Raw genomic sequence first — 15884 nt, 5'->3', positions numbered from 1 at the left:
CAGTTTTATGCGCCACGCCATCTACGGCACACTGGCTGATCCGTGTCCCCATCGAAAGACCAAGCCATGCAACTGCTGATCGTAGGCGCCACGGGGCTGGTGGGCAGCCAGGTGCTGCAACAGGCCCTGGCCGACAGCCGCATCACCCGTGTCGTGGCCCCGGTACGCCGGGCGCTGCCGGCGCATCCCAGGCTGCTCGCCCCCATCGTCGATTTCGAGCACCTGCCCGAAGGCGCCGACTGGTGGCGGGCCGATGCCCTGGTCTGCACCCTGGGCACCACCATCAAGACAGCCGGCAGCCAGCCGGCTTTTCGGCGCGTGGACCATGACTACCCGCTGCTGGCCGCCCGCCTGGCCCATCGGCACGGCACGCCCACCTATGTGCTGAACTCGGCCATGGGCGCCGACGCCGGCTCGCGCATCTTCTACAACCGCGTCAAGGGCGAGCTGGAGCGCGACCTGCAAAGCCAAGGCTTCGCATCGCTCACCTTCGTGCGCCCCGGCCTGATCAGCGGCCCGCGCACCGAGCACCGGGCGGGCGAGCGCTTCATGGTCAGCCTTCTTGGCGCCCTGGGCCCGCTGCTGCCCCGGCGCTGGCGGCTCAACCCCGCACACCGCATCGCCCATGCCTTGATAGAGGCAGCTGTCAACGCCAGGCCCGGTGTCCATATCGTGGGTTCCGAGGCGCTGGCCGAATGAGCCCGGCGCCTGCACGCGCAAAAACAGAACCCTTCAGGAACCCTTGCATGAACCCGCATATCGCCCCGGTCGATCTCGCCAAGTCCTACCGACTGATCAACCACGGCCCCACCGTCCTGGTCTCGGCACGCCACGGCGGCGTGGACAACGTCATGGCCGCAGCCTGGTGCTGCGCGCTGGACTTTGCGCCCCCGAAGCTCACCGTGGTGCTTGACAAGGCCACGGCCACGCGCGCCCTGGTCGAGCACAGCGGCATGTTCGTGATCCAGGTGCCTACGGCCGCCCAGTTGCAGCTCACGCACCAGGTCGGCACGCTTAGCCTGTCCACCGATGCCGGCAAGCTCGCCACCAGCGGCGTTCAGCTGTTCGGCATGGACGGGTTCGACCTGCCCTTCGTGGACGGCTGCGCCGGCTGGCTGGCCTGCAGGCTGATCCCCGAGCCCCACAACCAGCAGGCCTACGACCTGTTCATCGGCGAGATCGTGGGCGCGTGGTCCGACACCCGCGTATTCCGCAACGGCCACTGGCACTTCGAGGACGCCGACCCCGCGCTGCGCAGCCTGCACTACGTGGCGGGTGGGCAGTTCTATGCGATTGGGCAGGCGTTGAGGGTGCAGGAAAGCAAAGAATAGTTTCTTTTTCCATTTCAGAAATCTGGCAGTACTTCTACTGCAATGCTTGCTGCGTCCTGAAGATCAATACCGCATCTGCGGTATATTTTCACTGGGACAAACAATTCATTATTCCTTCCCGTGGGTGTTATTTTTCACATCAACTGAAGGGAATCAAAATGGAATGGAACTCAACAAGAAACCAGTGGACGCGTCAGCTTGTCTTTTCCTTGATCGCGTGTCCCATCGCGGTCTTGATGACAGGGTGCAGTGGTGCAGAGGAAGTCTTGGATGCCATCGCAGTCGCCACAGGAGATGGTGGCAAGCGTGTCAAGCTCACCGGTCCTATCATGGGCGATCAGCGCATGATCTGCATTGATAGTCCACCAAGCGTGGCACCGGCCGAATTGCAAAGAGAAATTGACAAATACCTGTTCAAGTCCATCCGTTGGGATAGTGGCACACCCGACAAGAAAACGACTGTCAACAAGGAAATCGAGGACAACCGGTCCTGCAGCTATCGGATATCACCTTACGAAACCATTTCCTGGGACCAGTTCGTTTCTGACGCCATCAATCAGCAATTGGCAGATTGGGGGAATTTCAGCGCAAATACAAATATGGCAGGCCAAAAATATATCGATGTCTGCATGAAAGACAATGAATGCGAGGATGGAGATATTCTAGCCATCACATTGAATGAAAGGGAAGTTGCTCGTTCCGAACTTTTCAACCAGCCAAGTTGTTTTGAGGTGCCCGTCAGCTCAGGAGTCAGCTATCTTGGCATACGGGCCATCAATGGCAGCGGCAACAAGGGAGCGTGCTCCTATGCGGATCGAAATACAGGGGAAGTGACGGTAAGCGGGGCCACAGGCGCGGGACGCACGCAGCTCTATAGCGTGCGTGGCGGCCAGGGCTCCTATGGATCACTCACCATCGTCAATTAGTTTTCGCATCCTGAAAGAGGATATGACCGCATATTGACCAGCTCAATAAAAAATTCGTTCGATAAACTCCTGGGTGCTGCAACAGTCCTGCGAGCTTTGATGTTTACAAAGGGCCAATCGCAAAATAAAGCGAATAGTGCCTGCAGCTCCTGAAAACTCCGCTCAAAAAATATTTCATCCCAGAGCCGGTGCCGAAGCCATCCCGCAAATGCGGTATGGCCTTGCGCACCATGGCTGGGAAGACTGCTGTCTAGGCGGATGAGGGAAACCATCGAATCCTTGCGCCGCCCATTCCCAATCGTTTGAAAGGCAGATACCCAATGACCAAGCAGACCCCCAAATTGCGCCCCACCCTCATCGCCGGTGCCGTGCTCGCGCTTACGGCTTGCGGAGGTGGCGGTGGCGGAGACAACGAAGTGACGCCACCGGTTGCACCACCAACACAAACGACCCAGGAGTTGGTGCAGAAGTACATGGATGCCAGACAGGCGCTGACCGCCACCCAGTTGCCCGCCAAAGGCACCGAGCGCTTTGCGCATCTCGACGACTGCTACCTGGGCAACGGCAGCAGCAAGGAGCGTCTGGTCACCCATTGGGATGAAAACCAGACCCAGGTCCAGGCCTCCAATGCCTATCAGATTGGGCGGAGCTTCGAAAATCTGCAAATCCTGGCAGAGCGCAAAGCCACCAATGCCGACGGATCCGCACGGCATGAGGTGGATATCAGCTACGACGAAAAATTCACGGACGGGACCAGCACAAGGGACCAGCGTGAAACGCTGATCGCAGGAAGCAGCAGCGGCACCTGCGCCACTCCCCGCAATGCAGCCGAGATGCGCAGCCTGGGCAATCAGCGCGTGGTAAGCGTGGGACTGGTGTCGCGCAACCGCGCCAATGTGATACGCCAGCTGTCCGACGGCGAACCGTCCTCCAGTCCGTTCCACTTGCGGCGCGAGGTGCAGTTTGGCATTTCCGATCCTGCTCGGCTGGCAACTTACGCCATTGTCAGTTGGCCGTCGGCGCAGGCAGGCGGCGCGCGCAACTCGCTCAAGCTGCTGTCGCCACGCATCATGCGCGATGCACCCGAAATGCAAGGCGTGCGGGGCAACGCCAGCTATGCGGACACCAACAACTTCCGGCAGTGTCGATCGAACGCCAGCAACGACGTGGCCAACGCCGGCACGGCAGATTGCACCAACGCGCAACTGGGTGTGGCCAACGACTCGTGGGGCTCCACCGTGCGCAGCGGGTTCGATGCTGCCGCCATGGCAGACGGTGACAACCGTTTCGCAGCGCTGGGCCTGGCAGCGGGAACCGAGGTGCGCTTCGATATCCATGCCGACGATGGCTGGAAAGCCGTCAACGGACAGCAAGGCAAAACACCCATCGCCACCTATCAGGTCACGCTGAAGAGCGGGTCTTATCCGTTTGCGCAGATACCTGTCAATGCCTATCCCCAGTTCAACACCATCTCGCCCTCAGAGGGCGAGATCGTGGCCGGCTTCAAGGCCGGCGGCGGCAGCGCGCAGGTTGTCTGGTCGGCTGCGCAACCGCCAGCGGGCAGCATGCCCATGGCACTTTCAGTACTCAGTTCCTACCGGCAGGGCGCTGCGGCGGGGTCTGCCTCCGGCCTGCCCACGGTACGCACGCCCAACCTGACCGTGCCTGTGCCCAAAGGAGCCACCTCGGCCACCATACCTTTTGGAGGCAAGCCGGACGGTGCATCGGCCACGAACTATGCCGAGTTCCTCCTCGTCTACGCTGACCGCAACGGCAGGGAGATGTACTACAACCTGCAATACACCCCCTGAAGCAAGGGCTGCGTGACCAGCGCCCAATCCATCGCCCAGCCCGCAAGGCGCTGCGCGATGGGCAGGGACTGTTCACACCATTCCCCACCCCTGCAGCAGTTGCACCAATTCCACCTGCCGATGGCAGCCCGTCTTGCGCATCAGGTTCTTCATGTGGGTGCGCGCCGTATGCCAACTGCATCCTTCCATCAAGGCATAGTCCTTCACGGTCTTTCCGCCTGCCAGAAGCAACAGAAGGCGGGTCTCGCTGGGTGACAGGCCCAGCATCTCGCCCACCAGGCCTTGATTCTGCAAAACCATGGAGCCGGGCAACGTCAGAAAGATCAGGGCCAGGGGCTGTTGCCACGGCGCGGCAAACGCATGGTTGGCCGCCAGAGGCAACGCAGTCAGCCTGAGCCGGGACTGGCTGGGCCGGCTGCCTTGGAGCACCAAGGCAGCCGCCTTTGCGGGATTGGCGCAAGCGGCGGAGACCAAGCCTTGCAAGCGTGCATGCGCCTCGCCCGATGTGCATCGCAGCCCGCCGTGCACACATTGCAACGTGCCGAATGTTGCGAGCAGGCGCTCTGCCGCCGGATTGGAATGCTGCAGCCGGCACCGAGCATCCACGACGAGCAGTGCCTGCGCCAGCGCATCCAGTGCCGCGAGTCCCCATGCTGCCTGGCCGCATAGCTGGCCCATGCGCGCGCGCAAGCGGCCGGCCCGCTCGATGTGCGGCATCAAATGCTCTAGGAATGCCTTGTCCTGTGCACCATAGACGCCGGCATCCCTGGGGCGCATGAAACTGATGAAATCACGCGCATTGCCTTCCACGCGAACGGTGGCAGCGGCGGTATGCCGCAGTCCCAGCGGAACCAGCCAATCCGTATAGACGCTATTCTGTGACGCCTGCCTGGCACTGATGTGCTCATGGTCCAGCATGACCTGGGCCACGGGCAGCCGCTGCACGGTTGCCATCCGCAGGTCGTTGTGCGCGTGGTGTGTCTCGTACTCCTGCATCAAGCCGTGATGCAGACCGAAGCTTTCCAGATTGCTTGCGCTTTGCGGAACGGCTGCCTCGCCAGCATTCAGCGTGAAATAGTGAAAGACGCCCGCCTGCAATTGCGCGCACATTCCCGCGAGCGCCTCGCTCCAGGCCTGGGGAGCGAGCACCCCCTCATACAGCTGACCGGCGATGGCATCAATGCGTTGTTGCACGGACTCACCTCGGCTGCAGGGATTGCAGCAGCCCCACCAATTCCACCTGCCGGTGGCAACCTGTCTTGCGCATCAGGTTCTTCATGTGGGTGCGCGCCGTATGCCAGCTGCACCCCTCTATCCGGGCGTAGTCCTTGACGGTCCTGCCCGTGGCAAGCAGCACCGCCAGACGCGCTTCCGAGGGCGACAAACCCAGCGCTTCCTGCACGAGTCCGGGACTCGGGCCAGAAAATGGCGTACCGGCATCCGCCATTACCAGCAAAGCCATGGGCCGCTGGCGGAACGCAGCGGCATGGCTGGGCTTGAGCGGCAGGACCGTCACCATCAACCGCAACGCAGAGCCTGCCGTCAGGCACAGCGCCCCGGCCAGGCCCTGTGCATGATGGCCGCAAGCCTGGGCCACAAGATGCAGCAGTTGCGCCTGGGCCTGCCCGTCAACGCAGCGCAGCAGGCCGTGGCGCACAGACAAGGCTTCGCAAAAAGCTGCCAGCAGGCAGTCGGCCGAGGGGTTGCAGTAGTGGATGCGGCAATTTGAATCCACAAGTGCAATGCCTTGCGGCAAGTTGTCCAGGGCTGTGAATCCCAAAGCCGCCTGCCGCGCCAGTCCGCCCATGTGCATGCGCAGGCGGGCGGCACGCGCCAGATCGGGCATCCACTGCTGCATGAAGACCCGCTCCTGTGCGCCATAGGTTCCACGGTCCGTGGGACGCATGAAACCCAGGAAGTCCTGCGTCCCCCCTTCGTCGCGCACCTTGACACCCAGCGTGTTGCGAAGTCCGTGGGGCGCCAGCACATCGACGTAGACCGCATTGCGCGACATCTCCCATGCGCTGAAGTGCTCATGGTCGAGCATGAACTGGCCCTGGGGCAGGCTCGCCACGACGGACATGCGCAGGTCCTCGCCAACGTAGTGGGTTTCGTATTCACGCAATTTATCGGCATCGATGCCCGCCAGGTCGTGGTTGTGCACGCTCTCGACCACCCCGCCACCAGTGCTGCCCAGCGTGAAGAAATGGAAAACGGACGCGCCCAGCGCCTGCCGCATGGCGTCCAGCGCAGACTGCCAATCCTCAGCGGAAAGTACTCCGTCGTACAGCAGTCCCGGTATTTGGCAACTGGCACCCTGTCGATCAATAAATTTGATGGAAATGAATTATTGATTCTTTATAGCTATTTTCAATCAGACAGCTCTGAATTTCGATACCGGTCTTGCCACGTCGATTTGGGGCAATGTTCACACGGTTGTATTGCACAATCCATCAATGCCCGCCGCCCCCGTCCGCTCCGCTCCCACGCGCGAAACCTATTCCGAACTGCAGCAGGCCTACGAGCACTACAACCAGCGCCTTTTTGACGATGCCCTGCCCCACTGCCTGATCACGCTGCAGCGCGAAAAGCGCACCTGCGGTTATTTCTCTGCCGCGCGCTTTGCCTCGCTGGACGGCAGCACCACCGACGAGATTGCGCTCAACCCCGCCTACTTCGCGGCGGTGCCCATCATCGAGACGCTGCAGACCCTGGTGCATGAGATGACGCACCTGTGGCAGCACCACTTCGGCAAGCCGGGCCGCGCGCGGTATCACAACGAGGAATGGGCGGACAAGCTGGAATCGCTGGGCCTCATGCCCTCGTCCACGGGCCGGCCGGGCGGCCGGCGCACGGGCGACATGATGGCCGACTACGCCATGGCGGGCGGCCCCTTCCTGGCGGCCTGCGATGCCTTGCTGACCACGCGCTTCCAGTTGAGCTGGTACGACCGCTTCCCGGCCATCGAGCATGTGGTAACGGGCCAGTGGAGCATGGCCACGCAGATCCAGGGCATGCAGGGTACGCAGCCGCCCATGTCCGCCGTGCCAGCCCTGGCCGAAGCCGTGCGGCCCGTGGGCACCTCGGTGGCGGTGGCGGGCTCCACCACGGGCGAGATGGCCGTGCAGCCGGCCAACAAGTCCCTGCGCGTCAAGTACCGCTGCGGCGGTTGCGCGGCGCCCGTCAATGTCTGGGGCAAGCCGGGGCTGAACCTGATCTGCGGGGAATGCCAGCAAAGCTTCGCCGCGCAATAGCTGGCACACCTTGCCCGGCAGGGCATTTGTATCGCAGGTGTATACCGGCCGAGACCATACAAAACCGCACGCAAGGCCGCGATGGCCCGGCATGCCGTCGCCACAATCGCACCAGCCTCTAGCTTTCCACCCACGATCCAAGGAATCTCCATGTCCTCATGGCTAACAAGCACACTACCCCGGCAAGATCCGCACCACAGGCGAACGCGATGGCACCGCGCGCAGCGATGATGGCCGCCTGGCAGTGGCGATCCAGTTGCCGCTGGAGATCTTCATTCCTGCACTATCGATATGCGCGGAGCCCAACGTCGTTTCTTCGAACTTTCCGCGCCTTCGTAGCATCGGCATTGCCGGCTGTCGGCTGATTCCATGCCACTGCAGGCATCGATGCAGAGCGCTGCGGCTGAGCTTGGGGGCGATCTCCAGGAACTGCCTCATGAGGTCGCCCAGCGATAGATGCACTTGCTTGCGCAGCGCAATTGCCAGGTGGGTGCAGCAGCCCGGGCGCCCTTCAATGGCGAACGCGATCGAATCCTATGGGCGTGCCATTTTTGTCCCGCACCTGGACCGCAAATCCCTTGTGGGGATAGTAGGTGAACCCCATGGATTGGTAGGTGGAAAAGGCCGGCACGGCACGGTTCTCGACAGATGCATCAAAGTTGAAGATGAACTGGCTGGTCGGCGATCCCAGGAACCGGAGGTAGCAGCGCACGATTCCGGGATACTCCGAGTCGCCAGGCTCACGTTGATAGTAGTGGCAGCTCGCGCTGTCGCCTTTGGCAAACTCCCCTTCCACCCGACTCAGCTCGAACATCAGATTTCCTTCACCCATGGCCTGGAAAGCCCAGAGTCCCAAAAGCGCCTCCGGGTTGGCCGCGCCATAACCGAACTGGAATTTCTCGATGGCCACCCAGTCTTCCCCAGGAAACTTGATCTGGCCCCGCAAAGGGGATTGAAAGGCGAGCTGGACCTCGCCCACATCGGCCACTTCCCGCCCGGTCAGGGCAGGGCCCCCAAAATAGCGGCCTCCCGCATAACGCTTGAGCCGGGCCTTGACATCGGGACTGGCCGTGGTTCCGACACCCATTCGGAGGTCGTACGTCATCTTCCCCACAGCCAAGTGAAAACTGGGGCTTCCATTGCTTTCATAGTTGTAGACCTGCATGACAAAGTTGCCATTTTGGACATCGATGGCCATTCCGCGTCCAGGCTTGCCGTTGAGCTCCTGGCTGACGATCCAGGTGCCAGGCTCTGGCACATAAAAGTGCATGCCGGAATCGCGCATTTCGCTAAAGCGGATTCCCTGGAACCTTTGGTGCAACATCCTGTGGCTCACATCAGCGGCGGCGTCGTAGCTGGCGTATTTGCTGCCACGCAGCCTGGTGCGCGTCTGTGGCGAGGCCGCTCGTGTAACAAAACCTTCAAGGCCGTGCACAGACTTGCGGATTTCAAAGACGGCGCGCTGCTGCTCGGGTGCGCCGCGCTCGAAGGTGACGTTGCACCGCACCCATCCGCCGGAGCCCATGGAGGTACAAGGATTGGAGGTGGCCAGAGAGCTTTCATACCAGGGGGAGGACGCCAGCAGCAGAGACTCCACGTCCCCGTTCGCAGGATCGCGGTACATGTCAATATGCCATGCCGATGTGGGTCGATCGGCCTCATCGAACTCCATGGCCACCCAGCTCTCGCGGAAATCGGGCTTGAGCAAAAACCCATCGGCCACTCCATCGAACCGGAAGCGGGACATGGCCACCTCCGGCTCGCCGGGAAACTGGATAAAGCCCGAGGTGGAGCTTTCGAACCGGATACGCACCTCGCCGGCCACCTCATCCTCCCGGCCTACGCGTTCGCCGCTACCAAAAAAGCGGCCACCACGATATTGAACCAGCCGGCCCTGGAATTGCACTCCATTGAGAGGACCGGAGGCTAGGTGGAACGTGGGCTGGCCTGCGCGGTTGTAGTTATAGACCTGCATGACCAGATGCTGGTTCTGCACGTCAATGGCCATGCCTCGGCCCGGCAGGCCATTGACCTCGGAGTCCACGATCCAGGTGCCGCTTTGGATGAAAATGGGGGTCGCAAAGCCGTTAGTGGCACAGGCGCACAAAAGTACGAAGCCATAAAATGCCTGTTTCAAAAAATTCATGATGATTCTTTTATGGCCTAAATCTGCCCATTAAATTTTAGCAGCTGGTGCCTTTGTCCACCAAATGGTGGGTTGACCGGAAGTCCGCCAAATCCAGGCATCGCAGATGACTTTAGATGCCCTGATTTTCTCAATGGAGAATACTGTCAAATCCTATGGGAGTACGATTTTTATCGAAAACCTGCACAGCAAATCCTTTCTCTGGGAAATGAGTTTTTCCATAAGATCTTTGATACGAGAATGCGGGAACTGCCCGGTACTCGGGTGAAAAATCAAAAGTGAAAATTTGCTGAAAATCTTCATTTTGATAATTCGTCACACAACGAACGGTTCCACGATATTCTAAAATTTTCTCATCGGGGTCATCAAAATGGCACATCACACTTTGACCTAAGGCATATTTTCCTTCAACCTTGAACAATTCCAGCCACCATCTTTGGTCCAACACATTTTGCAAAGCCCATATCCCGAGAAGCGCCTGCGGATTTTTTTCTCCATAGCCAAACTGAAATTTTTCCATATCCTTCCAAGACTCCCCAGGAAATTTCACCCGACCCTTCAGAGGCGACAGAAAGACCATTTGTACTTCGCCCACATCGGCGTCCTCATGACCGCTCATGCCATCACTACCAAAGTAACGCCCACCGGCGTAGCGTTTCAGCCGAGTCGTGACATCCATAGTGCCGGTCCCAGATGATGGATTATCGGAAACCTTGCCAACCCCCAGATGGAAACTGGGGTCACCATTTTCTTCATAGTTGTAGACCTGCATGACAATTACTCCGTTTTGCCAGTCCAGCGCCATTCCACGCCCAGGCTTGCCGTTGAGTTCGCTGCTAACGATCCAAGTGCCGGGCTCCGGCACATAGGTGTACTTGCCATGCAGATTCTTTGTATGTACCAGCCGATGGTCTACAGAATTAGCGTCATCGTAGAAATGATATTTATTCCCGCGCAGCTTTCTGATCAAATTTGGCAATGCAGTGCGGGTAATGAAACCCTCCAGTCCATTCACGGATCTTCTGATTTCAAATACCGCAGGCCTTTGCCAAGACTCTCCCTGCTCGAACATGACATCGCACCGTATCCAGCCGTCCTTCTTCAGGGTACAAGGGTTGACGGTGGACATGGATTTTTCGATCACCGGGGCGGATGCCACTGTCAGCGACAGTTTTTTATCAGGACCGGCGCCCTGCCTCAGTTCCAAATGCCATGCGGCATACGGGCTACCCTGTTCGTCGTACTCCATGGCCAGCCAACCCTCTAACGAGCCCGGTTTCAGAGCAAATCCCTCGGGCTCGGCGTCGAAACGAAAGCGAGACATGGCCACCTCCGGCTCGCCGGGAAACTGGATAAAGCCCGAGGTGGAGCTTTCGAACCGGATACGCACCTCGCCGGCCACCTCATCCTCCCAGCCTACGCGTTCACCGCTGCCAAAGAACCGGCCTCCCCGGTACTGGCTCAGGGGGCCCTTGAATTGCAGACCATTGAGCGGACCGGAAGCCAGATGGAACGTGGGCCGACCCGCGCGGTTGTAGTTGTAGACCTGCATGACCAAGTGCTGGTTTTGCACGTCGATAGCCATGCCCCTGCCCGGCAGGCCATTGAGCTCGGAATCCACAATCCAGGTACCGCTTTGAATGAAAAGCGGTGTCGCAAAGCCGTTGCCGGCACAGGCGCACAAGAGCAAAAGGCCATAAAAGGCCCGTTTCAGGAAGCACATAAAGAGGTTTGTTGCGTGTCGGTCAGTACGCCCGCCCATTGGAGCGCGGTAAATGTAACACCGCTTTCAAACCACCTCCTTCGCGGTTGGCCAGCACAATGCGCCCGCCGTGCGCCTTGGCAACGGCATCGGCAATGGACAGGCCCAGGCCAAACCCGCCAGAGCCCGCGTTGCGCGAGGCCTCCATGCGGTAGAACGGCTCCAGCACCTGGGCCAGTTGCTCCTGGGCAATGCCCGGCCCCCGGTCCAGCACGTCGATGCGCAGCAAATCGTCGCTGTCGCTGATGCGCAGTTCGGCGTCGCGGCCATAGCGCAGCGCGTTCTCCAGCAGGTTCTGCAGGCAGCGGCGCAGGCTGTGGGGATAGCAATCGAGCGGGCGCAGGGCGCGGCCCGTGATGGGGATGTGCACTCCATGCGCCTCGCCCAGGTCCTGGGCCACGCCCTGCACCAGGGCGTTGATGTCCAGCGCCTGGTGCTCGCCGCGCGCGTCGGCGCCGGTGAGCATGTCCAGCGTGGCGGTGACCATGGCTTCCATATCCTGCAGATCGCGGCGGAATTTGTCGCGCAGAGCTTCGGGCTCCAGCATTTCCGAGCGCAGGCGCAGCCGCGTGATGGGCGTGCGCAGGTCGTGCGAGACGGCTGCAAAGAAACGCGTGCGCTCGGCCACGCCATCGGCAATGCGCTGCTGCATGGCATTGAAGGCCTGAGCCGCCTGGCGCACCTCGCGCGGGCCGTCCAGCGGCAGGGGCGGGCTTTTGAGGTCCTTGCCCAGCGCGTCGGCCGCGCTTGCCATGCGCGCCAGCGGGCGCATGGCAAGGCGCACGGCCAGCAGGGCCACCACCACGACCACGATGATGCGCAGCAGGTAGATGCGCAGCACATAGTCGGCCAGCGCCCAGTAGGGCCTGACGGGGTAGCCGGCCTCTCCCTCCACGGCCTGCACCTGCAGCCACTGGCCGTTGCCCAGGCCCAGCAGCATGCGCACATGGGCCTCTGGCTCATGGGCGGTGAGCAGGGTTTCCGCGCCGCCGTGCAGCTCCAGCTCCAGCAGGTGGAACGGCACGGCCGCGCGCACGCGCCGCGCCAGCACATCGGCCAGCAGATCGCCGGCCATGGCGTCGGCCGCATCGGCGGGATCGGACGCCAGGTCCTCCATCAGGCGCCGCGCACGGGCCGCATCGATCAGGGTCAGCTGGTAGCCCTGCGTGCTCAGCGTGCCCACGGCGGCGGCCCGCGCCTCGGGCGGCAGCGAGGACAGCAGCAGCAGCGAATCGGCGGCGCGCGCGCCCAGCAGGCGCAGCGGCACCTCCAGCAGCTGGCTGCGCCGGCTTTCCCACCAGATGGTGCCCGTCAGCGCCTGGGCCGCCAGCATTCCGGCCACAAGGATCAGGGCCACGCGCCCGGACAGCGTCTGCGGCCACAGGCGCCGCAGCAGCGCGCCGGCCGACACCCAAGCCATCACGATGCCTGCGGCACCACGTCGCAGGTCAGCACGTCGCCGGCGTTGCGCACGGTGCGAATCAGGCTGGCCTGGCGCGCAGGGTCTTCCAGGTGCTGGCGCAGTCGGCTCACGCAGACGTCGATGGCGCGGTCCTGGGCCTGGCGCTCGCGGCCGAACACATGGTCGGCCAGGTAGTCGCGGCTCAGCGTGCGGTGCGGGTTGCTGGCCAGGGCGCAGAGCACGCGGTAGTCGGACTGGGCCAGCGGCACCAGCACGGCCTGGGGCGAGCGCAGCTCGCGCGCGCGCATGTCCAGCGTCCAGCCGGCAAAGCGCAGCACGGGCAGATGCTCCGGCTCGCTGGCCGGCGCCGGTGCCTGGGCCACGCGGCGCAGCACCACCTTGATGCGCGCCAGCAGCTCGCGCGGATCGAAGGGCTTGGGCAGGTAGTCGTCGGCCCCCATCTCCAGGCCCAGGATGCGGTCCAGCAAGGCGCCGCGCGCCGTGAGCATGACCACGGGGATGTGGGTGCGTTCGCGCAGGCTGCGGCACAGGGCCAGGCCGTCGGTGCCGGGCAGCATCAGGTCCAGCACGATGAGGTCGGCCGCATGCCGGCCCAGCCAGTCCCACATGGCCTGGCCGTCACCCACGGCGGCCGGGCGCATGCCCGAGGCGCGCAGGTAGTCGCACAGCAGCTCGCGGATGTCGGGATCGTCGTCCACCACCAGGATGCGCGGACCCTGGGCGGCCGGGGATGCGGCGGCTGGTGCGCTCATGGATTGCATTGGCGCACGGCGTTTTGTAATGGAATGTTGTGGCGGCAGCCTGTGCAATGGAGCATTGCATTTGCCCGGCGGTCGCTGCCCTGTCTGCGCTGTCGCGTCACTAGAGTCCTGCTCGTCAATAAGAACGATTTTCATTCCAGTGATTCGTCGCCATGTCTTCTCAGCACTCCAACAGTTTCCCTCCGGCCCTGTCCACCAACCTTGCGCTGACGCTGGGCGCCTTCTCCACCCTGGCCGTGGCCCAGACTGCGGCCGCTCCGGCATCGCCCCTGGGCACGGTCGAGGTCCGCTCCACGCGTGAGGCGCCTGCCTACCAGCCCGCCGCCGTGCAGTCGCCCAAGCTCACCCAGCCGCTGCGCGACACGCCGCAAAGCATCAACGTGGTGCCGGCCGAGCTGATCCGCGAGCAAAACGCCCAGAGCCTGCAGGAGGTGCTGCAGAACGTGCCCGGCATCACCTTCACCTCGGGCGAGGGCAATCTGGGCTGGGGAGATTTCTTCACCATCCGGGGCTTCTCGGCCGAGCAGGCCATCACCATCGACGGCGTGCGCGACGGCGGCATGGCCAGCCGCACCGACACCTTCAACCTGGAGCAGGCCGAGGTCTACAAGGGCACAGGCTCGGTGGAGTCTGGCGTGTCCGCCGTGGGCGGCAGCGTCAACCTGGTCAGCAAGGAAGCCAGGCGCGACACGTTCTACAACAGCTCGGTGGGCGTGGGCAGCGATGGCTACCGCCGCGCCACGGCCGACCTGAACCGCAGCGTGGGCGAGACCGGCGCCGTGCGCCTGAACCTCATGAAGCATCAGAACGACGTGGCCGGCCGCAACGTGGTGGACTATGACCGCTACGGCGTGGCAGCCTCGTTCGCCCACGGCCTGGGCACTTCCACGCGCACCGTGGTCAACGTCTTCCACCAGGTGGACGACAACATGCCCGATGGCGGCCTGCCCATTCAGCGCGGCACGGGCGGCCAGTTGATGCCGGGCGTGCCGCGCAATGCCTGGTACGGCGCCTCCAACCTCTACACCCAGCAGTCGCGCACGGATATGGCGACGGCCCGCGTGGAGCATGACCTCTCGCCCACGACCACGGTGCGCAACCAGTTCCGCTACGAGCGCTCGGACAACTGGAGCGTGCTGGCGCCCGCGCGCTTCAACAGCGGCAGCAGCAAGAACTCGCTGGGCTATGTGGGCCTGGGCGGGCTGGTGACGGCGCCGGGCGGCATCCTGTCCTATGGCGACTACGGCCTGGTGGACACCACGGGCGCCAATGCCTCGCTGCGCCTGGCCTCGGTGTCCGTGTCCAAGCGCTACACCATCGCCAACAACCAGACCGATGTGCGCACCAGTTTCGAGACGGCAGGTTTCAAGCACGACCTCACGGCAGGGCTGGAGCTGTACCGCGAGACCTATGGCGACCGCGAGCGCAGCATGGACCTGCCCACCGGGACGCTGGGCTTCGACATGGCCGACCCGGCCACCATCTTCCCGGGCACGCCCACGGTGGTGGGCGCGGGCAGCGCGCGCGCCACGGTGCAGAACGCGGGCGTGTATGTGAACGACACCATCACCTTCTCGCCGCGCTGGCAGGCCCAGACGGCGCTGCGCTACGACCGCTGGCAGGCGAACAACGGCGGCGCCAGCCGCACGGACGGCGCGCTCAGCGGCCGCCTGGGCCTGGTCTACAAGCCGGCCAGCGAGGGCTCCATCTATGTCTCCTACAGCCGCGCGGCCCAGCCCTCGGCCATGGGCGTGACCACGAACAACGGCGTCTACGGCACGGCCGCCCAGCTGGCCTATGCGCCGGCCCTGTCACGAACCTGGGAGGCAGGCAGCAAGTGGGACGTGCTGGGCGGGCGCCTGTCGCTGACCGGCGCCGTGTTCCGCACCGAGCTGAGCGAATCGTGGGAGTACAGCCCCGACAGCGTCTCGCCCGTGCGCGCCCTGCCCGCCAAGCGGGTGCAGGGTTTCGAGCTGGGCGCCCAGAGCGAGATCACGCCGCGCTGGTCGGTGTACGCCGGCCTGTCCCACTTGAAGAGCCGCCTCACCAAGGGCGCGAACGAAGGTGCCGAGGCCAGGAACGTGCCCGACTGGAGCGGCAGCGTCTGGACCTCCTTCCTGGTCACGCCCGCCGTCACCCTGAGCTGGGGCGCGCAGTACGTGGGCGAGCGCCGCTATACGGACAACGTCATGGTGGGCGGCCAGAACAATACGTCCAGCACCGTCAACGGTCCCAACGGCGTGCACCCCATCTATGTGGCCGACCACGAGAAAGCGCCCAGCTACTTCGTGCAGAACCTGGCGCTGAGCTGGCGCATCAACCGCCAGCTCACGGCCCGCTTCAACATCAACAACCTCACCAACCGCTTCTACTGGAGCCGCATCGGCGCCTCGCTGGACGGCTTCCAGCTCTACGGCGTGCCGGGCGCGGGCCGCACCTACACGGCGGGCCTGGACCTGTCCTTCTGAGC

General features: G+C 62.9%; 12 protein-coding genes and 1 pseudogene. 6 read left to right on the top strand and 7 right to left on the bottom strand.

The window, feature by feature from the left end; all coding sequences use genetic code 11:
- Positions 1-66 precede the first annotated feature (66 nt).
- The 4 genes from ACRSCF_RS14145 to ACRSCF_RS14130 all read left to right on the top strand — a co-directional run bounded on the left by ACRSCF_RS14145 (position 67) and on the right by ACRSCF_RS14130 (position 4068).
- On the top strand, positions 67-699 hold the full coding sequence (locus ACRSCF_RS14145) for an NAD-dependent dehydratase (RefSeq protein ID WP_034367090.1): 633 nt from the start codon (positions 67-69) through the stop codon (positions 697-699).
- Positions 700-746: 47 nt separating this feature from the next.
- Positions 747-1331: a flavin reductase family protein gene (locus ACRSCF_RS14140; protein WP_034367088.1), complete on the top strand. Its 585-nt coding sequence runs from the start codon at positions 747-749 to the stop codon at positions 1329-1331.
- A gap of 158 nt (positions 1332-1489) precedes the next feature.
- Positions 1490-2257 (top strand): hypothetical protein, encoded by a 768-nt coding sequence (locus tag ACRSCF_RS14135; RefSeq protein WP_244388188.1) that lies wholly within the window; start codon positions 1490-1492, stop codon positions 2255-2257.
- Between the two features lie 320 nt (positions 2258-2577).
- Positions 2578-4068 (top strand): hypothetical protein, encoded by a 1491-nt coding sequence (locus ACRSCF_RS14130; protein ID WP_034367085.1) that lies wholly within the window; start codon positions 2578-2580, stop codon positions 4066-4068.
- Between the two features lie 72 nt (positions 4069-4140).
- On the opposite strand, the gene ACRSCF_RS14125 is transcribed toward ACRSCF_RS14130, so the two are convergent.
- Entirely contained in the window at positions 4141-5262 is a 1122-nt protein-coding gene (locus tag ACRSCF_RS14125; protein WP_244388186.1) for a helix-turn-helix transcriptional regulator, read from the bottom strand.
- A 4-nt stretch (positions 5263-5266) separates the two neighbouring features.
- Entirely contained in the window at positions 5267-6406 is a 1140-nt protein-coding gene (locus tag ACRSCF_RS14120; protein ID WP_046987814.1) for a helix-turn-helix transcriptional regulator, read from the bottom strand.
- A 118-nt stretch (positions 6407-6524) separates the two neighbouring features.
- Between ACRSCF_RS14120 and ACRSCF_RS14115 the strand changes: the two genes are divergently transcribed.
- The gene (locus ACRSCF_RS14115) at positions 6525-7322 is read left to right on the top strand and encodes a SprT-like domain-containing protein (protein ID WP_432675991.1); all 798 of its coding nucleotides are present in this window, start codon (positions 6525-6527) and stop codon (positions 7320-7322) included.
- Positions 7323-7580: 258 nt separating this feature from the next.
- Here the strand turns inward: ACRSCF_RS14115 and ACRSCF_RS14110 are convergent.
- The 5 genes and pseudogenes from ACRSCF_RS14110 to ACRSCF_RS14090 all read right to left on the bottom strand — a co-directional run.
- A pseudogene (locus ACRSCF_RS14110) lies at positions 7581-7811 on the bottom strand (integrase core domain-containing protein); the annotation flags it as partial.
- A gap of 22 nt (positions 7812-7833) precedes the next feature.
- Entirely contained in the window at positions 7834-9468 is a 1635-nt protein-coding gene (locus ACRSCF_RS14105; protein ID WP_034367077.1) for a hypothetical protein, read from the bottom strand.
- A 130-nt stretch (positions 9469-9598) separates the two neighbouring features.
- Positions 9599-11191: a hypothetical protein gene (locus ACRSCF_RS14100; protein WP_034367101.1), complete on the bottom strand. Its 1593-nt coding sequence runs from the start codon at positions 11189-11191 to the stop codon at positions 9599-9601.
- Between the two features lie 22 nt (positions 11192-11213).
- Positions 11214-12650, bottom strand: a complete 1437-nt coding sequence (locus ACRSCF_RS14095) for an ATP-binding protein (protein ID WP_244388184.1) — start codon at positions 12648-12650, stop codon at positions 11214-11216.
- The gene (locus ACRSCF_RS14090; RefSeq protein ID WP_244388182.1) at positions 12650-13414 is read right to left on the bottom strand and encodes a response regulator; all 765 of its coding nucleotides are present in this window, start codon (positions 13412-13414) and stop codon (positions 12650-12652) included. The genes ACRSCF_RS14095 and ACRSCF_RS14090 overlap by 1 nt, the downstream gene beginning before the upstream one ends.
- A 152-nt stretch (positions 13415-13566) precedes the next feature.
- Between ACRSCF_RS14090 and ACRSCF_RS14085 the strand changes: the two genes are divergently transcribed.
- Positions 13567-15882, top strand: a complete 2316-nt coding sequence (locus ACRSCF_RS14085; protein ID WP_244388181.1) for a TonB-dependent receptor — start codon at positions 13567-13569, stop codon at positions 15880-15882.
- Positions 15883-15884 lie beyond the last annotated feature (2 nt).

It is taken from the genome of Delftia sp. 11MD, from assembly GCF_050907895.1.
Lineage (GTDB): Bacteria > Pseudomonadota > Gammaproteobacteria > Burkholderiales > Burkholderiaceae_C > Comamonas > Comamonas tsuruhatensis.
Note: the sequence above shows the minus strand (reverse complement) of the source record. Positions and strands in the feature narration are given on the sequence as shown.

What these genes read in the sequence shown, in the direction of transcription:
- ACRSCF_RS14145 (WP_034367090.1), top strand. Translation starts at nt 67, where the DNA reads ATGCAACTGCTGATCGTAGGCGCCACGGGGCTGGTGGGCAGCCAGGTG.
- ACRSCF_RS14140 (WP_034367088.1), top strand. Translation starts at nt 747, where the DNA reads ATGAACCCGCATATCGCCCCGGTCGATCTCGCCAAGTCCTACCGACTG.
- ACRSCF_RS14135 (WP_244388188.1), top strand. Translation starts at nt 1,490, where the DNA reads ATGGAATGGAACTCAACAAGAAACCAGTGGACGCGTCAGCTTGTCTTT.
- ACRSCF_RS14130 (WP_034367085.1), top strand. Translation starts at nt 2,578, where the DNA reads ATGACCAAGCAGACCCCCAAATTGCGCCCCACCCTCATCGCCGGTGCC.
- ACRSCF_RS14115 (WP_432675991.1), top strand. Translation starts at nt 6,525, where the DNA reads ATGCCCGCCGCCCCCGTCCGCTCCGCTCCCACGCGCGAAACCTATTCC.
- ACRSCF_RS14105 (WP_034367077.1), bottom strand. Translation starts at nt 9,468, where the DNA reads ATGAATTTTTTGAAACAGGCATTTTATGGCTTCGTACTTTTGTGCGCC.
- ACRSCF_RS14100 (WP_034367101.1), bottom strand. Translation starts at nt 11,191, where the DNA reads ATGTGCTTCCTGAAACGGGCCTTTTATGGCCTTTTGCTCTTGTGCGCC.
- ACRSCF_RS14095 (WP_244388184.1), bottom strand. Translation starts at nt 12,650, where the DNA reads ATGGCTTGGGTGTCGGCCGGCGCGCTGCTGCGGCGCCTGTGGCCGCAG.
- ACRSCF_RS14090 (WP_244388182.1), bottom strand. Translation starts at nt 13,414, where the DNA reads ATGCAATCCATGAGCGCACCAGCCGCCGCATCCCCGGCCGCCCAGGGT.
- ACRSCF_RS14085 (WP_244388181.1), top strand. Translation starts at nt 13,567, where the DNA reads ATGTCTTCTCAGCACTCCAACAGTTTCCCTCCGGCCCTGTCCACCAAC.